The sequence below is a fragment of the Bacteroidota bacterium genome (assembly GCA_016720935.1).
Taxonomy (GTDB): Bacteria; Bacteroidota; Bacteroidia; order AKYH767-A; family 2013-40CM-41-45; genus JADKJP01.
The window spans coordinates 489,346-509,060 of record JADKJP010000007.1 but is presented as its reverse complement, the minus strand read 5'-3'; the positions used below and the strand labels follow the sequence as shown (position 1 = coordinate 509,060).

The following is a 19,715-nucleotide window of genomic DNA, read 5'->3' as shown; positions in this document are numbered from 1 at the left end:
AAGAGAATCCCCAAAACCAAGTTTTGGGGATTTTTTTATTTTCTCCATCGGGGATGATAACTCCGTTTGTTTAATTTTCCCGAATCCCGTACGTTTGCGACCATTAAATTATTTACATACTATGGGTCGGGTATTTGAAAAACGCAAGCACAAAATGTTTGCCCGCTACGATAAAATGGCAAAAGCCTTTACTCGTGTGGGCCGGGAAATCGCCATTGCAGTAAAGGCCGGTGGTCCGGATCCTGCATATAATCCTCGTTTGCGCACAGCTGTGCAAAATGCGAAGGGTTTGAATATGCCCAAGGACCGCATCGACGGGGCAATAAAACGTGCTGTATCGAAAGACGAAGGGAATTTTGAGGAGATTGTATACGAAGGTTATGGTCCGCACGGAGTAGCCATTGTTGTGGAAACAGCAACGGATAATACAACACGGACAGTAGCGAATATCCGTATGTATTTTAACCGTGGAAATGGAACACTGGGAAAAACAGGATCATTGGACTTCATGTTTCAGCGAAAAGGCGTTTTCCGTATTGCAAATGATGGTAAAGTAAACGTGGAAGAACTGGAGTTGGAATTGATTGATTTTGGACTGGATAGTATGGAAGTGGATGAAGAGGAAATTCTCATCTATACGGCATATGAAGATTTCGGAAAAATGGCAAAAGGCCTTGAAGAAAAGAAAATAGAAGTGAAGAAAGCCGCCCTTGAACGCTTACCAACAACCTTTGTGGAGCTAAGTGAAGAGCAGCAGGATGAAATACTTCAGCTGGTTGATAAGTTTGAGGAAGACGATGATGTTCAGGCTGTCTACCACAACCTGAAATAATCATAAAAAATTATTAGAATGAAAAAGGCGAACATCATGTTCGCCTTTTTCTATTTTCTATTTCAATTGAAGAAATTATAATCACTCAATTCTTGAAGATCGGGAAAATCATGGTCTCATCGCATGAGATACATTTTGCCCCAACCTTTCTTGAAGAATTTATCCGCATCAGTTGCCCTGTGTTCGATGGATTCGCCATGGAGATCGGTAACAACACGGTAGAGGTAGAGGCCGTTGGCAAGCTGGTCGCCATATTCATCTTTTCCATCCCATGCATAATCCGTAATGTTTCTGCCGATATGAATGTTGCCTAATTCATTCTGCATAATCTCTCGCACAATTTTTCCGGTGACCGTCATGATTTGAATTTTCATGTGTGTAGGAATTTCATTACCGGTTAGCGTAAAGACAAAACGGGTGGAAGTAGAGAATGGATTCGGGTAATTCAGGAATTCCGTAATCGTGGACTTATTCACCACTTCAAAAGAGATTTTGTAATTGTATTTTCCCGATTCGTTGTTTGATTTATCCGTTGCTTCTACTTCCAGTACGTATACTCCGTCGTTTTCAAAGATCGGATTCCAGTCGATCTTACAGCTGTTTTTCGGCAGTATCGCGGGAGTAAACCTCAGTGTATTTCCATAAGTAGGGAAGGAGAAGAATACGGGTGTAAGTGTCTGTGAATTCGGGCTCTTTAGATACACTTTAAACTTCGCTGTATCATTCAATGCAAGGAATTTATTCTCATCATGCAGCTGAATCGTGATCATTGGTTTACCGGATACAATATCACCATCGAGGATATGCACGCCGTCAAATGTTACATCCAGAATCGGATTGATGCGATCACGATTCATGGTGAACTTCATTTCCATCAGGTTGTTGAAATGATATTTTTCAGTCTGATGTGAGGGGATGAACGGATTCGCTTCTACCCACAAACCATTTGTTCCGGCCAGACCAAACGTGCGATCTACCACAACATTTGCAATGAGTGATTGTCCCTGACGCAATGAATCCAATTTGACAGTTTGTAAATCGTGTCGAATACGGTTATTGTCATAGAGATAAAAACTAACATCCAGGCTATCCATCGGTAAATTTCCAAGGTTGTCAATCGCAATGTGCATCCTTACAGTATCACCTTCCTGAATTGGGTTTTCATAGAAGCCAAATGAACGGTTCGGATTTAAAGCGCATTCGGGAACTTCATCATAATAGATTCTCCAGTATTTCATCTGCGCAGGTGTACGTAAAGAATCATCCTGAACATGTGAAATCAATTTGAGGTAAGGATAGGTGACGGGATCAATCCAGTTCAGCAATGTGTCTTTTCCTGTAATTGAATAACTCAGGTTGCTCACGAGGGTGTCCCAGTTTCTACTGGTACTGTTTTGTCCGAGAACATCTATGCTCACCAGATCACGAGTCGGATTTTCATCAGGAACCTGATTCCAGTGGAAACTATCCCAACGTGTAGCCGGTCCGATTACTTCGGTTGTTGTCGTTCCTCTGTTCCAGATCGCGCTGAGCAGCGTTTGAAGTTGTAAATCGGATGTATCGGATTGTCCCCACTTCTCTTCGATAGTAGAAGGATAGCCTTTCTTCATCAACACGATGAATGGTGTGTTATCCTGAAGCATGTTCATGTGAAAACCAAGTCCTGTCAGTGAAGCATTGAAGGCGGGGTCTGCGGCGGAATAGGGATAGGTATACCATGAATACGCGAGGATGTAATTTCCTGCCGGTACCTGGTTGATCATATTTTGCAGACTTTGCATTTGTGTCGGATCTGCATATCGGAAAATGAAATAGTTTTCCGGACGCTGACGACCTCCCGGGAACTGACAAACATTAATACCCTGCATGGTAGGATCTCCGCAAACTCCGGATGTCACTACCCATGGATTCGCTTGTCCGAAATTGTATGAACAGGTTGTCCAAGGCTCGAGAGTGATGGAGTCTAAAACAGCCACCATGATAGCAGCCTGTGCCTGACAGCCGTTGTACTCAACCGGAGCATTGTTCATGAAATACCCGATTTCATTGTATTGTGTTTGTGAACCATCCGGCAAACCATGTGTAAATACACGGAGGGATTTATTGTTTCTTACAAAATCAAATTTTCTGCTCGTACCGTCATAAAGTACGTTTTCAAATTGATCTTCCTTGAACTGGTAAAAATGATTTTGTGCCCAACCTGTCTTTCCTGCGATGTACATGAACGAGCTTTGCTGCCATTTATATATGGCTGTATCTATTGTAACGGAATCGTTTGCGACACGCCAGAAGTAAACTGTACTATCGATTAACTGAAGATTCGGAGGCGACCAGGAGAAAACACCGCCACTGTCACTGATCACTGTGAATCGAAACTGCGGACTGGGTTGCATTCCGGGTGTAGAGTCCACAACATTCAGATCTACTGTATCAATTTCAAAACGATAGTTCCGGACATCGGCCAGCGGATCTGCTGTGCTTGCTTTAAGCGTTACTGTAGAGTAGGGGTGAATTGCAAAACGAGGAGGATATACCGGAATGATGTCGTTTGATTTGATGAACACATTCGTAGATGTAAAATTATTGCTGTAGTCATTGTATTCAGCTACGGAATCAGGAAGGTCAATTTCAACTCTGACTTTGTTGACACCAGCGGCGTTGAAACCACCGGTTTTCATCGTCAGATTAATCGTATCCTGATAATAACATCTTCCGCGTTTAAGAGTAAATACTGAATCCAGTCCGTTAGGGAATGTCCTGATCACATGCACATAAAATGAATCCTGAACAGCTTTGCCGATATTCCGCAGTGTTACATGAACCGTAAATGTGTCAAGGTCCGTTGAGATTTCATTTGGAGAAAAAGAAATATTGGATTCGTTAACAGCATAATCAGGTTTGTCGAAATGATTCAGTCGAAGGGAAGGGTCTCCCTGCAATGACATTTCATTACAAACGATTTTAATATTCTCCTGATTCGGCATTTGAATGGTTTCAATCGCTTTTTTCATCAACTGACCTATAGTTGCACCGTAATTGTAATAGGAGGCGTTTTCAAAAAAAGCATTCGAATAATTGTAGAGGTCGTTTGGAATTCCCTGTCCGACACTCGCGATAAATGCGATAGCAGCTTTTCTTGGTTCCAGAACGAATTTTTCACTTACACTTTTCTGGTAAGTATGGAAGTCTCCCGCGAAACAGGAGTTGGCAATCACTACAGGATAACGGCCCTGGTTATTGTATGCAGAAGGTTCGTCTGTACTTTGATCAAACCCTGATCCTGAAGCATGACCAAAGAAAGTCATGACAGCAATACCGGAGTCGATTTGTGCCTGCAGTGAATCGCTTTGGTTGATGACGATAGGATTGGAGTTGTATTTCAGATAAGTTGTGACGTGACCCCCAAACAGACTGTCTTCCATTACCGTTTTGAAAATGTCAAGATAACCTGAGAGCAAATTTTGCTGTGCCAGATCATCACCACCACCAAAATGCAGGATCTCTTTCATCCAGGGTTGTGGGGGACCGGCTTGTGCGTCTTCGTATTCCTGAACTTTTGCTAAGTAATCCGAAACTTCTGATCCTGTCCTTGCAGATACACGTCCAACAGGAACTGTAGGTTCATACAAAGAACCATCTATTCCGGATGTAAGCAATTGATCGGATGTAGGAACACCAAAAGAAGGAACAAGACAGAGTGAGAATAAACCCGGGTTGCCACGGAAATCAGCACCTGAAATAGATTTACCAAGCAACAGGAGGTTTTGCGGTGCAGCAACTGTCCAGCTATTGAGGGTAAAGTGTATAAAGTTTTTTATTGACAAAGGATGTTTTTGAATTCCGTAAGCAAATTGGTCATACAATTCATCAATGTCCAAAAGAATTGTCCTGTTGTTTGTTGTCTGATCACGATATGACTTATAACTCTGAGCCTGATTCCACAATGAACGGTGGGCGATGATAATGAAAGCGGAATCCCGTGCGACAGTCTGAAGGTTATTGAAGTAACCGAAATTATTAGAAACGTAATTAATGCCACTAACACTTGTTACCGATTGAATGGAACCGGGCGTGCTCAGGTAACAAACCTTTGGAGAAGAATTTCCGTCGTTGTCAACCAATGCCTGGAATGTTGCACCGGATTGTGACACTAAAATTCTTTTGTGATTGGTAAGATCATACAAAATCGGTGAGGCAGCAGGGTTGAAGTTGGTGATGTTCATCAATGTTTTACTCTGGGAAGGATCATCCGGAACAAACATTTTAAAAGTATTTCTTCCTTCAAGGTCATAGGTGTGAGGATAACGAACCGACAACCAGTAGAAAGAACTGTATTCCGGATTTGTTGCACTTACGGGAGTAGTTACATCGTAAGTGAACGCAGTAGTTGCTGAGGTGAACACAGCAGGGGAGACTGAAAATGGATAAACACGTAAGGATTGGGAATAATATGTGTCAGTAAAATTTCCACCAGGGAAAGTAATCTTGATGTTGTGCGGATTGTTATTGATCCCGCCGACACAGGTTGTGATCTCCACATTGGGTCCGCTGGAATACATCTTGTCAGTATTCACGCTCACGTTCAAAGGATAATTTGCAGCCTGGTAGTTTCCAAACACATCACACCAGCCTTCACTTTCAGTGTACTCGATGGAAGTGGAAGTCATACCTCTGTTGTATCCGATATAACGTCCGGTTGCACCTTGTGTCGCAGGATCCTGATAGGATTCTTTGATGAAATAAGGACTCGGAGTGTAAGCGGAGTAATTGTTGTTATTCACACTGGTCAGCCTTTTTCCGTTGACGGAATTGCTGATGGTGATAAAATAAACAGAAGTGTCGGTGAACAAACTGAAGCTGGGAGTTGGCTGCCAGCTGGGATCGGCGTATAGTTTTGAATCCAGACTACCGTCATTTTTTTCTCCATAAAATTCAATGAAATCATTTGCATCAAAAGTTCCGTCGCTTTCTCCCTGAATGTAGATGTACTGTTCCACGCCATTGTGAAAAAGCTGGATCTTGCGAGGGTCATTGCCGGTAACCTGCACTCCGGCAAACAGAAGGGTCTGCTGACTGATCCTGTAAATTCCTTCAGAAGAAATTTTTAACTTATAATACGGCTGGCTGTAATTGATCCAGGAATTCTCGTACGGTTGAGCCCATAACCAAGAGGCGCAGAAGGAGATGAGAATGCTTAGTAAAATTCTTTTCATGATAGCCCTTTATCGTTTTCAATATGCTTTCGAAAATGGAAAGCTGCTTGTAAGATTATTTGTGTTTGTAGATGTCCAGTTTTAATGAAAATACATTTGAATTCAATGTCTCCTGGCCAATGTTCGTCAATGCGTAATCAATGGTGAGTTTACCAATTTTGAGACCCAGACCCATGTTGGGCTGCACGATTGTACTGCTTGTTCCGTCAAATTCTTTCACACTCTGGATATTTTGAATTCCACCTCGTAGAAAAATGAAATTGGCATAACCTATCTCCAAACCGAAATGAGGATCGACACTCACCGGATTGGAACTGATCAACACATTCCGTTGCCCGTCAAAAGTCATATCAGCATCCAGCTCAATTCGTCCGGAGATCTTTTTGGTAAATTCATAACGGTAACCGACTCCGAGAATTAGTTTGGGTAAGGTAATTTCAGTTGTATTTTTCGGAATTTCATTTCCGGTTTTGCTGTAAGTCTCTTCGAGAAGATCTGTATTGTAACTCCAGGCATTGAAAGTGGAAGTGACATCTTTTGCCATCAAACCAAATTCCCAACCGTTACTATGGAACTGAGCTCCAAGATCAAAACCAAAACCCCAGGCCTTACCGAAATCACCCGCTTTGCGATGGATTATTTTGGCATTTCCGCCAAACCTCAGCCCGGCAATCTTTGAGATCTTGGCATAGCTGAACACAAAGGCATAGTCAGCGATCGAGAAGGATTTGATTTTGGAATAATCAATGACACCGGAGGCATCAATCAGATCCAATGTGTTTGGAATATCATCAGTTCCAAACCGGATGATCGAGAAACCAAGCGTTCTTGAAGAATCGATTTTGGTGGCAAGCGTTGCATAATCGAATTTTGAAATTCCCGCGAAAAGCTCAGCATGCATTGCGGCAATCTGAAGATTGCCTTCAATACCGGTTAAACCTGCCGGATTCCACACAGCGGAAGTGGCATCGTCAACACCGGCAACTACTGCCCCCGACAATCCCATCGGTTTTCCACCCACTCCAATCGATAAAAACTCATTACTGTATTTGGGCGTCTGCGCAAACAAATGAAAGGAGAGGAAGAGGAGAGAACCGGAAAGTAGAGTTTTTTTGAAGTGCATATGCTTGTCAAATTAGGATACCAAACCAAACGGCATGGCCCTGCTTTTATTGTTCTTAAGTTCTATTGTAAAATTACCATTTTCAAGTCCATACAGCTTTGTCACATTACGCCAACGACTGTATTTCGGAGGTGAATAGTTATACCGTAATAAGGAGGAAAAGATACAGGAAACAGGGGCGAAAAATGGCCAATATTAACAGGGTACAAAGAGATGTTACCAACATCTGAAACACTCAAAATGTTTGAAATTCTGAAGCCGGATGATTTGTCATTTTCGGCCTGGAATCAGCGTACTCAAAACTAAACAATACACGCAGTCTATTTTTTTACGAAACCTGCAGAGAATTCACAGAAAAACTAATTTTGAGCCGGATGAATTTTATACGTCGCCAGATTCCCAATTTCCTTACCTGCCTCAATTTGCTTTGTGGAGCAGTGGCCATTGTCATGGTTTTTCGCAACCATCTTGAATGGGCGGCTTACCTTGTTTTCATCTCAGCTTTCTTTGATCTGATGGACGGAATGATGGCCCGGGCACTTAATGTATCCTCCCCAATCGGGAAGGAGCTGGACTCACTTGCAGACGTAATCAGCTTCGGTTTTTTACCGGGGGTGATGATGTTTAAAATGCTGCAAATGTCCAACTTATCATCTATCATCGAATCTCATACTTTAGTACAAATTTTACAGTTTTTTCCTTTTATCATCACTGCATTTTCCGCGATTCGTCTGGCAAAATTTAATATCGATACGCGTCAGACTGACTCCTTCATAGGCCTCCCGACGCCGGCAAATACCCTGCTCATCATCTCCTTTCCGCTCATGATTTCCCAGGATGCTCCCCGATTCAGCCCCTTACTTCTGAACCCGGTTTTTATCCTACTGGTCTCTGTTGTTGTCTCTTTTTTGCTGGTTTCGGAAATTCCTCTGTTTGCCCTCAAGTTCAAAAGCTTTGCATTCAAAAAGAATCAATACCAGTATATCCTCCTCCTTATCTCCGCGATTCTGATCCCGATATTTTTATACGCGGCAATTCCCCTGATAATTTTCTGTTATGTACTTTTGTCCATCATTCAGAATAAATTCAGGAAAACACCTTCATAATTCCAAGCAATGAAATTTACAGCCGAAATTGATGTGATGCCTCTTAAGGCACTTTTGGACCCGCAAGGGAAAGCCGTTCGTCACGGATTGACAAATATGGGCCTGAGCAAGATTGATAACGTGAGAATCGGGAAACACATCACCCTTGAAATAGAAGCCGGAAACCCTGAAGAGGCTCGCTCCAAAGTTGATGATGCCTGTAAAAAATTGCTCTCCAATCCAATCATGGAGTCCTACCATTTTGAACTGGTTGAAGTGAAATAAATCAGACTTTTTCTAAAAAGGGTATCGTACCGGAAGTAGATCAGATCTTCAAAAAGCCGGAACCCTCATTTTCTCAGTTCAAAATTCTGTCCGAGGTAGACTTTCCGTACCTGTTCATCAGCTGCAAGTTCTTCCGCGGTACCCGCTTTCAAAATTCTTCCTTCAAACAAAAGGTAAGCCCGATCAGTAATGGTCAGCGTTTCGTGAACGTTGTGATCAGTGATCAATACACCAATGTTACGATGTTTCAAAAGCGAAACGATGCTTTGGATGTCTTCCACAGCGATCGGGTCTACACCGGCGAAAGGTTCGTCCAGTAGAATAAATTTTGGGTCAACAGCCAGAGCACGTGCAATTTCAGTCCGACGTCTTTCTCCACCGGATAACAAATCACCACGGTTTTTCCGGATTCGGTTCAAACCAAACTCCTGCAGCAATGACTCGAGCTTCTCACTTTGCTGGCTCTTGCTTAGTTTGGTCATCTCCAGCACGGCTTTGATATTGTCTTCGACACTCAATTTCCGAAAAACAGAAGCTTCCTGAGCCAGATAGCCAATTCCCAACTGAGACCTTTTATACATCGGAAGATTTGTAATCTCCTGTTCATCCAGGTAAATTTTGCCCTCATTCGGTTTGATCAGACCAACAATCATGTAAAAAGAGGTGGTCTTCCCGGCTCCATTTGGACCCAGCAAACCAACAATTTCACCCTGACGTACCTCAATTGATACATTGTCAACAACAGTACGTTGCTTGTAACGTTTGATCAGGTTTTCAGAGCGTAATAACATGTTTTCCTGTTGATGAAATACTGTGTGACCTGAATTCTGGCATTACATCGCCTTCGGTCAATTATCCTGCAAAGATGATTATTCCCATCAATCCTCCAAAATCAGAAGGAAAAGGAAACGGTTCCTAAAATTGCCACCTTTGAAATACCCGGGTGATCAAGATAGGATAAACGCCAGATATTGTCTATCCGTAAGACTTTGAAGATATTCTCAATACCTACACCAAATTCGGCATATGGCTTTTTCTCAAGATTGTAAAATACATTCGGGTTCGAAAGCAACACTCTGTTTTTTGAGGACAGTCTGCCGGATACTGCACTGAATGTTGCCACTTCTCTCCATTTCAATTTGCGCAAAGCAGGAATACGATCAAGAAAAATTCCACCAAAATGTTGCTCCGCCTTGAAACTGATGTATTCGTCACTCACAAATTCATAATAATCCATGAGGTTAAAAGCGGCTTTATCATAGACAAATGAATTGTTCCCCGGATGAATAAAGAGCAATGGATAGGGTAGTGCCTGGAAAATCTTCGCCGCTTCAACACTATAACTCAGGATCCCGAAATTTCCGAGATACAAATCATCATCCACTTTCAATCGCAATTTGTCATATTCAAAAGAACTATAAATCACATCTTTTATTCCTTTAGAATATTGCAGATGAATCACAGGATAACGTGTTCCCAGGGAGATCCTGTCCACTTTTCCGCTTACAAATCTTTCTTTGTATGCAAATCGCATATAAAAACTCAGTTCCGTATTTTTTATACGATTGGATGAATCCGTTTTCGCGTCGTTCAGATAATAGGTGAAATCAAGATTGCCAAGCGGAATGTATTCACTGTGCGCCAGAGTGAGACGATTCGTGAAGCCTTCTATCCATTCATTTTCAAGATAGATTCTTCCCTGATTGATATCGTTGAGTTTATTGCTTTGTTCCCGTCTGAAAATCGTAGCGAAGAAATTATCATCCGCGAAAGCGTTCGGACTTTTTCCCAATTGCTCCACATCATGCTTATAAGCTCCGCCAAGTATGACTCTGGGTTTTTTACTGATGAAATATCGGGCAGTACCACCGTATTTGAAACGTTCATCCTTCGTTCCATAAGCTCCATAACCATCGAGCACAAGCCATTCGCTGAATTTATTGCTGGTCTGTCCGCCAAATCTCAGCCGTATTCCTTCAACAGAATTTGTACTGAGAAAAGTGAATATCGGTCCGATCTCCACCAGTCCTGCCGCTTTATAACCCGTCGCGAAAATTTTCACCATGTCGGCATATCGCTTGTAGGCAGGAATTGTTTTGATCGTGTCGATCATTGAATAAATCGCACGTTCATTTTTGGTCAGACTTTCCGCACGCGTCGAATCCCAGAAAGAAAGGTTCTGCTTTTTTGCTCCCTCAACAAGATCCACTTCCGAGCCTTTGAAAAAGGAATCGTCTTTTGGTTGATTCAACAAAAACTTCCTGTAATAGGTCGTTTTCCGGCCAATGAAACCTGTAGTTTGTTTTGATTTGGTTTCCGTTGGAGCAAGATTCACTACCAGCACTTCTTTGGTGAGCATCCAGTGTTCATTGTTTACATAATCGTAATCATGAACAAGGGCAAGGTCTTCAATGAAATTGATATTCGCGTCACTCGCAATGCGCATATTGATTTTACGAATGGCGAAGGAAGTATCCGCGATCCACATTTCACCATTAAAGGTCAGCTCCTGTTTGCGTCGCGGATGAAAGGTTACTTTGTAACACCATCTGTCACCCAGAAATGCGCTGTCCATCAGAGAGTATTTGTAATACAATTGTGAAAGACCTGCAATCGGACTCACAAAGCCTTTTTGGAACAGGTAAATGTAATTGTCGTAGATGTTGATGTTTGAATACAAATCTCCGAGGTATTGCGAAACAGTTTCATTTTCTACCCCGGATATTTTACTCGCTTTGATAATTTCTTTTCGATGTGTAGGATCAGATCGAAAATATACATCGGAAACTGTTTCCGTCAGAAAGACCGGCAGATATGGTGTTTTGTTGGTGGAAGAGGAATCTATATTGTCAAAGACAAACTGGAATGGACGGAACAGACGTTTCTTTTTGAATTTATTGGTGATGTTATTGATGTCAAATTCCAGCTTGTTGTACGATTCATACTGAAATGCCTTCAACTCGCTGCGATCGTTTTTCGGTTTGTTCTCGATCACTTTTCTAAGCAGAATAATCGCCGGATTTTCTCCCGCTTTGATCACCACCTCCGGCAAATCAAACTTGTTCGCACGCAAGGCAATATTCATTACCTGCACCTTGTGTTTCTGTACATGCAGTGTGGTGGGTAAATAACCGATAAAGGATACGCGGATACTATCCACCGATTCCATCGTTTCAATACTGAAGTTTCCGTCTATGTCTGTGTTTTTACCGGTGGATGTTCCCATGAATAAAACACTCGCGAAAGCGATCGGTTCATTCGTCAAAGGATCATACACACGACCACTCACTCTCGTAACTTGTCCGACAGAATCGGATGGGAAAGAGAGTAAAAACGAGAGTGAAAATAAAAGTAAGAGTGCGTTTCTATACATAGACAAAATAACCGGTCAGGGGATCCGGATCACAACGGGAATCAAACTTTATTCAATTCATCCCAGTACTCTACGGCTCTGCGCAAATGCGGGATCACAATTGTGCCGCCAACAATATTCGCGACGGCAAATACTTCAAAGAGTTCTTCAGTGGTAACGCCTTCTTCTTTGCATTTACCCAAATGATACTTGATGCAATCATCGCAACGGAGCACCATGGAGGCGACCAGTCCCATCAGTTCTTTCACTTTTACGGAAAGCGCGCCGGGAGCATAGGTATTTGTGTCGAGGTTGAACAGACGTTTGATAACAAGGTTGTCGGCATCCAGGATGCGTTCATTCATCCGGCTCCTGTAAGCATTGAATTCTTTAACTGCGTCTTGCATGATGGAATGTTTTATGCTTTACTCTTACCACGAATGACATAAGCACTCACAAATATACTGACCTCATACAGGAAATAAAGCGGAAGCGCCACCATGATCAGTGTAGTCGCGTCAGAAGTTGGTGTGATCACAGCTGCCAGAATCAGAATCACCACAACCGCGTGCCGGCGATACGTACGCATGAAAGTCGGCGTAAGAATCCCAACTTGTGTCATGAAGTAAACGACAATCGGTAATTCAAAGACAATACCGGTAAGCAGGGTCATCGTAGTGACTGTTGATATGAAGGAATCCAGTGTAATCGTATTTTTAACTTCAGTGCTCACCTGATAATTCCCAAGGAAATTGACCGTCATCGGTGTGATGATGTAATAACCGAACATCACTCCAAGCAAAAACAGGAAGGAAGTATAGAACACAATCCCTGTAGCATAACGACGTTCCTTTTCATGCAATGCGGGCTTGATGAATCTCCACAATTCCCAGACAACATAAGGGAATCCGCAAACCAGTCCTGCGATAAAAGCCACCCACATGTGTGTGGTGAACTGCGCTGAAATGTCGGTGCTGATGAGGATAAACGGACTTGTTGTGATGCACAGATCGTCACCGAGATTCAGTTTGTCTGATAACTGACAAAGCAATCTGTAAGTAATGAAATTCGGATTCTTCGGAGCAAGTAAGACTCCGTCGAAAAGGAATTCTTTGAAAAAGAACAGGATGAGTGCCAATGACATGACCACCACCACAGCCCGGAACAAATGCCAGCGCAATGCTTCAAGATGACCAAGGAAGGACATCTCGCCTGTATCGTTCTTATTCGGGTTAAGAAAATTAAAAATCGCCATTTGGGCGGTAAAGATAGCTTTTTGAAGTTGTACAGATAGGTACTGCGGAATTTCTATTCCCTGGAGCCGGTCTCAAAATGTTAATAAAAATGGATGTATTGGGAGCCTTTTATCCTTAGAGGATTCCCTCTTTCACAAGATCATGAAGGTGAACCATTCCCACATATTTTCCTTTGTCGGTAATGATGAGTTGGGAAATGTTGTGATGCTTCATGAGGTTCAGCGCGTCAACAGCCATCATGCCTTTCTCCGCTGATTTTGGTTTCGGGCTCATGATGTCTTTCGCTTTCATGTTTTCGATGGACTTGCCGGTAAGCAGCATTCTTCGCAAGTCACCATCCGTGATAATGCCCACCAGTTTGTTCTTGTCCAATACAGCCGCGGCTCCGAGACGTTTGGATGAAATTTCAACAATTACTTTTTTCAGATCATCATCCGCGGAGACTTTTGGTCCCTCGTTATGAGGATAGATGTCATCAACTTTCAGATATAATTTTTTGCCCAGTGCTCCTCCGGGATGATAGCGGGCGAAATCCTTGCTCGAGAATCCTTTCAGGTCGAGCAGACAAACAGCGAGCGCATCACCCATGGCCAGTTGTGCGGTAGAACTGCTGGTAGGAGCGAGGTTGTGCGGACAGGCTTCTGTTTCAACATATGTATTCAATGTCACGTCACAGGAAACACCTAGGAATGAATCAGGATTGCCGACGATAGCAATGAGTTTGTTGCCCCAGGATTTCAGCAACGGAACAAGAATTTTTATTTCAGGTGTATCGCCACTTTTTGAAATGCAAATGATCACATCATCCTTCTGAATGATGCCAAGATCACCATGAATGGCATCCGCAGCGTGCATAAAGATGGATGGAGTACCTGTGGAATTGAAAGTGGCGACAATTTTCTGACCGATAATCGCGCTCTTTCCGATGCCCGTAACGACCACACGTCCCTTACTTTTCTGTATGAGCTGAACACTTTTAACGAAACTTTCATCAATATAAGATTTCAGGTTTCTTATTGCTTCTGACTCTATATCAAGCGTTTTAAGGGCTAATTTTTTTATTTGCTGGGGTGTTTTCAAGGGTCTGAAAATTTTTTCAATATACATCCGTTTTTCACTATGTATTTCGGCAAAATTATTTAATTTTAGTTCCGAAACCTTTTCAGGAGCATATACCTTTTTATTTAACCTAATATCATAAAAATCAGATCAATACAATGCTAGTGGCAGAAAAACCTTTGAAAAGCTATCTCCAGAAATATTTTGGATTCGACAAGTTCAAAGGGGAGCAGGAAGAAATTGTACAGAGCGTACTCGCCGGGAAGGACACATTTGTCATCATGCCTACAGGAGGAGGGAAGTCGATGTGTTATCAGCTTCCATCCCTTATTATGGATGGTACAGCTGTGGTAGTATCGCCTTTGATTGCCCTCATGAAGAACCAGGTGGATGCCATGCGCGGCTTTAGTAACGCGGATGGAATCGCTCACTTTCTCAATTCATCCCTCAATAAAACTGAAATCGCGCAGGTGCGTAAGGACATCAAATCCGGACGCACAAAACTGCTCTATGTAGCGCCGGAATCATTGACCAAGGACGAAAATGTAGAGTTTCTCAGAAGCGTCCAGATTTCATTCTTCGCGATTGATGAAGCGCATTGTATTTCCGAGTGGGGACATGATTTCCGTCCGGAATACCGTCGTTTGCGCCCAATTATAGAGGCAATCGGTAAAGTTCCGATTATTGCCCTCACCGCGACTGCTACACCAAAAGTACAGCTTGATATTCAGAAGAACCTGGGCATGATGGACGCGAATGTTTTCAAAGCGTCTTTCAACCGACCAAATCTGTATTATGAAGTAAGACCCAAAGTTGATGTGGTGAAAGAGATTATCAAATTCATCAAACAGAACATGGGCAAATCAGGCATTGTATATTGCCTGAGCAGAAAGAAAGTGGAGGAAGTCGCTTCCACACTTGCCGTGAATGGAATCAAAGCATTGCCATATCATGCCGGACTGGAAGCAGCCGTACGTGCCGACACACAGGATAAATTCCTGATGGAAGAAATCGACGTCATCGTTGCGACAATCGCGTTCGGAATGGGTATTGATAAACCGGATGTTCGTTTTGTTATCCACCACGATATTCCAAAATCTCTCGAAGGTTATTACCAGGAAACCGGTCGCTCCGGCAGAGATGGTCGCGAAGGAAAATGCGTGACTTTCTATAGTTACAAAGATATCGAGAAGCTCGAAAAATTTATGAAAGGCAAGCCTGTCGCTGAACAGGAGGTAGGTAAACAACTGCTTCTTGAAACAGTCGGTTATGCTGAAACATCTGTTTGTCGTCGTAAAGTATTGCTGAATTATTTTGGCGAAACCTACAACGAAACCAATTGCGGTAGCTGCGACAATTGTCTGCATCCGAAAAAGAGCTTCGACGGAAAAGAAGAAATGTGTACCGTCATCGAAGCTGTTCTTGGTGTGAAGGAAAAATTCGCGATGGAACACGTCGTGAATGTAATCACCGGAAAAGCGGAAAACGCCGTAAAGCTCCACAACCACGATCAGCTGGAGATTTTTGGTGAAGGTGACGATCACGACACTAAATTCTGGACGGCAATGATCCGTCAGGCTTTACTTGCCGGATTCCTCTCCAAAGACATTGAAACTTACGGAACATTAAAAGTTACTGATAAAGGAAAAGCCTTCCTCAAGAAGCCGGTGAAAATCCTGGTGGTGGAAGACAACGATTACAGCAATGCGGAAGCGGATGATGAAGATGAATTTGGTGGCGGAGGTGCCGCGGCCGATCCTGAATTGTTCGCCGCGCTGAAAGATCTCCGTAAAAAGATCGCGAAGCAGAAAAATGTTCCTCCATTTGTTGTCTTTCAGGATCCTTCTCTCGAAGAAATGGCGATTCAGTATCCGATTACTCAGGATGAACTGAAAAACATCACCGGAGTAGGAGCAGGTAAGGCCGTGAAATTCGGAAAACCGTTCCTCGATCTTATTTCCAAATATGTTGAGGAAAACGAGATCGAACGTCCTATGGATCTTGTTGTGAAATCTGTCGTCAACAAGAGTGTATTAAAAGTATATCTCATCCAGAACATCGATCGCAAAATTTCTCTCGACGATATGGCTACTGCCAAAGGCCTTCCGATGCGCGACCTCCTTACGGAAATCGAAAGCATTGTTGGTTCTGGTACACGGATCGACATCAATTACTACATCAACGAAGTGATCGATGAAGATCGCCAGGCCGAAGTTTTTGAATTCTTCAAAACCGCGGAAACTGATTCCGTCGAAGCCGCATTAAAAGAACTTGGGGAAAATGATTACACCCTCGAGGATATTCGTTTGATGCGAATAAAATTCATGTCCGAACTCGGAAACTAAATCATGAAGCACGAAAAAATCCCGGTCGAAAGACCGGGATTTTTTTTTGGAAACTGACAAGTTAAATCCTATTTTTTTTCTGAAAAGCAAGTAAGGATCAACTTTACAATGTTTTATGTCATTTTCAAAACATTTCCCCAAATTTCCTATTTTCACCTTTTATACTACCCATCACATGCGGAAGGAAGGAGTCTTTTTTTTAGTTTTTTATTTTGCAATCACTTCAGCAACTTTTTCGCTGGATTCATTATCCACATCAAAAATACATCCAACGCGATATGTTTTGGGCTTTGAAATTTCATGCTTGAACAAAGCCGAATTAGAATTTAATGATGGTGTAACATTTGTACCAGAGTTTTTGGTGGAAAAAACACGACATACACTTGGTATTGGTCCGGTTTTAAGTTTTTTTTCAGATCAAAAAACGAAAACCTTTCGAGGTATTTCAGGGCATTACGAGTATTGTCCGTTTTCTTATTCTGAGAAATTATCATTCGGAGTACGGTACAGTCTAGCCTATACTTTTCAGAAAACTCATTATGATGAATTTATGGAATGGAGTCCTGGTCAGTTTTATTCAACTTCCTTTAAGAGTGAATGGCATGCTCTGGATAATTATATAGGCTATACATTAAAAATCAGGCTTTATAGAAATCTATCTCTGGAAAACAGCTTGGGTTTTGGTGTTCAATTTTACAATTACAATACATCAACAGATATTGCGGAGAACAAGACATTGTCCTGGAGTTATTCAAGCGGAAATATTTTTTCTAAAAGTGAAAGTTCCAGTTTATTTGTGATTGGTTTGAGATATGATTTCAGGTAAAGTAAATAACTCTTTGGTGCTGCTTGCATGGGCAATTTTTAGTGCCTTGCTTCTGCCGAGTCTGGTGAAGGATGGAATGTTCCTGGATGGACTTGTAAATAGCTCCATGGCCAGGAACCTGGCTTTTGGTGATGGTGGATTCTGGACCTTGCATTACACAAAGGCTTTTTCTTTTCCATTTTATGATCAACTTCCATTGGCCATAGGTTTGCAATCCATATTCTTCCGAATTTTTGGTGATCATTTATTTGTTGATCGTTTATATTCGTTGCTTACGGCAATTGTTCAGGCTATTTTAATAATTCAATTATGGAAGTTCATATTCAAAGGTCAAGATAAACTGAGTAAATTCTCGTGGTTGCCAATGTTATTATGGATAATCATCCCTGTAGTTAGTTGGTCCTATTCCAATAATATGCTGGAAAATACTATGGGAATATTTGATTGTTTGTCAGTCATCCTTCTTTTGAGAGTAATTGAATTTCCAAAGTATAGATTTTTATATACAGCAGGAGCAGGCATGTGTATCCTTTTTGCTTTTTTATCTAAAGGTCCTGTGGGTCTTTTTCCACTGGCTATTCCTTTTCTTATTTGGTTCTCTTTCAGAAACAGAAATGTAAATTCGATGTTAATACAAACATTAGTTATCGTTTGCACTCCTGTTTTTTTATTATTGATCATGAGTGCAATTGAGCCACAGATTTTGGAAACATTAAAAAACTACCGGGATCATCAATTGATTCAAAGTCTATCCGGATCCAGGGAAGCAAATAGCAATCGGTTCTATATTATTTTGCGCTTATTCGGCGAATTGATACCGGTCCTAATATTCAGCAGTATTGTGTATTTCGTTTCCCTTAAAAGAAAATTAGTATTTCAAGCTTCGCCAAAATTAATTTCATTTGGCAAATTCTTTTTGCTTCTAGCTCTTTGTGGATCAATTCCCATTCTGATTAGTCCGAAACAAAGCGGATATTATCTGGTACCTGCTCTACCATATTTTGCATTAGCCTTTTCAGTTTTCATTGTAGAGCGTTTGGAATTGTTGTTTTCGAATTCAGATTTTATGAAGCAAAAATCAAATTATATTAATCGCTTCGCTTATTTGTTATTTGCAGCTGTCTTGATTTTTTCCACACTACAATTTGGAAGCGAGGGAAGACACAAGGATAAACTCCAACTGGTAAGTGTCGCAAGAAATTTCATTTCCCAAAAATCAACCGTAAGTATTTGTCCTGAATTGATGGCAGACTGGGATTTGCATGCATATTTAATGCGTTACTTAACTGTTACTCTTGAGCCTTCCAATGAACAAAAAATCATGATCAGAAGTAAGGAGTGTTCGACTCTTGTACCTGAAGGTTATTATGAAATCGAAACAGATTTGAAAAATTATGTTTTATACAGAAAAAATTAAATTTCTTCTTTTATTTCTGTTATTATTGTTTTTGAACTCCTGTAATAAAAATTCTCCTTTGGAAGACAGGATCTGGGACTTGACTTTTGTGGACGATTTTTCAGGACCTATTCTTAATAGAGATGTTTGGAAAACAAATGTCCCTTGGGGGCAAGCATATAATGGCGACAATCAGGAGTTATGGATTGATTCTGCATTTAGAATTGAAAAAGGAGTCTTAAAGATTGAAGCCAAACGTGATACAGTTATTGGAATGGTGTATGATGAGAATTTCCACAGCCTTCCAAAACAATTTTACATCACATCCGGTATGATCCAATCACGGGATGCGTTTGCACAACAATATGGATATTTTGAAATGAAGGCGAAAATACCGAAGGGTATTGGATTCTGGCCGGCATTCTGGATGATGGCTTATTCAGGATGGCCACCTGAAATTGATGTTTTTGAAATTCTGGGAAGAGAACCAAATCTGTTGCACATGACCAATCATTTCAGTGATGATCAAGGCGCTCACAAACAAAATGCGTTTACATATCCCGGGCCAGATTTCTCTTCGGACTTTCATACTTACGGCATTGAGTGGGATCCAAAGGAAATCACATGGTATCTTGATGGTAAAAGAGTTTTCAGTTCTAAGGTAGGTATACCACAGGAAAGAATGTATCTCCTAGCTACCTTCGGTGTCGGAGGGTCATATTCCGGTTTTGCAAATTCAAGTACAATTTTCCCTGCTTATTTTGAAATCGACTATATCAAAGCATATAAGCGAAAATAATTCAAAGGAAATTTTACATCTCTACCATGTAATATTTCAAAAATCACCAATCACCAATCACCAATCACCAATCACTAAGCACCAACCACTAAGCACCAACCACTAAGCACCAACCACTAAGCACCAACCACTAAGCACCAACCA

Annotated in this window: 14 protein-coding genes; 7 read left to right on the top strand and 7 right to left on the bottom strand. The window is 41.7% G+C overall.

Features of this window, described 5'->3' with window-relative positions; translation table 11 throughout:
• Window positions 1-121: 121 nt before the first annotated feature.
• Complete coding sequence (locus IPP86_16315) at window positions 122-832, top strand: YebC/PmpR family DNA-binding transcriptional regulator (protein MBL0140064.1); 711 nt, start codon at window positions 122-124, stop codon at window positions 830-832.
• A 116-nt stretch (window positions 833-948) separates the two neighbouring features.
• On the opposite strand, the gene IPP86_16310 is transcribed toward IPP86_16315, so the two are convergent.
• Window positions 949-6,045, bottom strand: coding sequence for a hypothetical protein (locus IPP86_16310; protein MBL0140063.1), 5,097 nt, complete (start codon window positions 6,043-6,045; stop codon window positions 949-951).
• Between the two features lie 55 nt (window positions 6,046-6,100).
• Window positions 6,101-7,168: a hypothetical protein gene (locus tag IPP86_16305; GenBank protein MBL0140062.1), complete on the bottom strand. Its 1,068-nt coding sequence runs from the start codon at window positions 7,166-7,168 to the stop codon at window positions 6,101-6,103.
• A gap of 374 nt (window positions 7,169-7,542) precedes the next feature.
• Here IPP86_16305 and pssA point away from each other — a divergent pair, with 374 nt between their 5' ends.
• Window positions 7,543-8,274: a CDP-diacylglycerol--serine O-phosphatidyltransferase gene (pssA, locus tag IPP86_16300; GenBank protein MBL0140061.1), complete on the top strand. Its 732-nt coding sequence runs from the start codon at window positions 7,543-7,545 to the stop codon at window positions 8,272-8,274.
• A 9-nt stretch (window positions 8,275-8,283) separates the two neighbouring features.
• Window positions 8,284-8,538 (top strand): phosphoribosylformylglycinamidine synthase subunit PurS, encoded by a 255-nt coding sequence (gene purS, locus IPP86_16295; GenBank protein MBL0140060.1) that lies wholly within the window; start codon window positions 8,284-8,286, stop codon window positions 8,536-8,538.
• A 65-nt stretch (window positions 8,539-8,603) separates the two neighbouring features.
• Here the strand turns inward: purS and lptB are convergent, their stop codons facing one another.
• From lptB to IPP86_16270, 5 genes are all read right to left on the bottom strand, one after another.
• Entirely contained in the window at window positions 8,604-9,329 is a 726-nt protein-coding gene (gene lptB, locus IPP86_16290) for an LPS export ABC transporter ATP-binding protein (GenBank protein MBL0140059.1), read from the bottom strand.
• Window positions 9,330-9,430: 101 nt separating this feature from the next.
• Window positions 9,431-11,911 carry a carboxypeptidase-like regulatory domain-containing protein gene (locus IPP86_16285; GenBank protein ID MBL0140058.1) on the bottom strand — a complete coding sequence of 827 codons (2,481 nt, stop codon included), beginning with the start codon at window positions 11,909-11,911 and terminating at the stop codon, window positions 9,431-9,433.
• 41 nt (window positions 11,912-11,952) lie between these two features.
• Entirely contained in the window at window positions 11,953-12,297 is a 345-nt protein-coding gene (locus IPP86_16280) for a carboxymuconolactone decarboxylase family protein (protein MBL0140057.1), read from the bottom strand.
• Between the two features lie 11 nt (window positions 12,298-12,308).
• The gene (gene tatC / locus IPP86_16275; protein ID MBL0140056.1) at window positions 12,309-13,145 is read right to left on the bottom strand and encodes a twin-arginine translocase subunit TatC; all 837 of its coding nucleotides are present in this window, start codon (window positions 13,143-13,145) and stop codon (window positions 12,309-12,311) included.
• A 115-nt stretch (window positions 13,146-13,260) separates the two neighbouring features.
• A complete protein-coding gene (locus IPP86_16270) occupies window positions 13,261-14,253 on the bottom strand; it encodes a KpsF/GutQ family sugar-phosphate isomerase (GenBank protein MBL0140055.1) in 993 nt (330 codons plus the stop codon).
• 110 nt (window positions 14,254-14,363) lie between these two features.
• Here IPP86_16270 and recQ point away from each other — a divergent pair, with 110 nt between their 5' ends.
• The 4 genes from recQ (at window position 14,364) to IPP86_16250 (ending at window position 19,571) form a co-directional block, all read left to right on the top strand.
• Window positions 14,364-16,550 (top strand): DNA helicase RecQ, encoded by a 2,187-nt coding sequence (gene recQ, locus IPP86_16265; protein ID MBL0140054.1) that lies wholly within the window; start codon window positions 14,364-14,366, stop codon window positions 16,548-16,550.
• Between the two features lie 304 nt (window positions 16,551-16,854).
• The gene (locus IPP86_16260; protein MBL0140053.1) at window positions 16,855-17,376 is read left to right on the top strand and encodes a hypothetical protein; all 522 of its coding nucleotides are present in this window, start codon (window positions 16,855-16,857) and stop codon (window positions 17,374-17,376) included.
• A complete protein-coding gene (locus IPP86_16255) occupies window positions 17,363-18,793 on the top strand; it encodes a glycosyltransferase family 39 protein (GenBank protein ID MBL0140052.1) in 1,431 nt (476 codons plus the stop codon). The genes IPP86_16260 and IPP86_16255 overlap by 14 nt, the downstream gene beginning before the upstream one ends.
• Complete coding sequence (locus IPP86_16250) at window positions 18,771-19,571, top strand: glycoside hydrolase family 16 protein (GenBank protein MBL0140051.1); 801 nt, start codon at window positions 18,771-18,773, stop codon at window positions 19,569-19,571. The genes IPP86_16255 and IPP86_16250 overlap by 23 nt, the downstream gene beginning before the upstream one ends.
• Window positions 19,572-19,715: the final 144 nt, after the last annotated feature.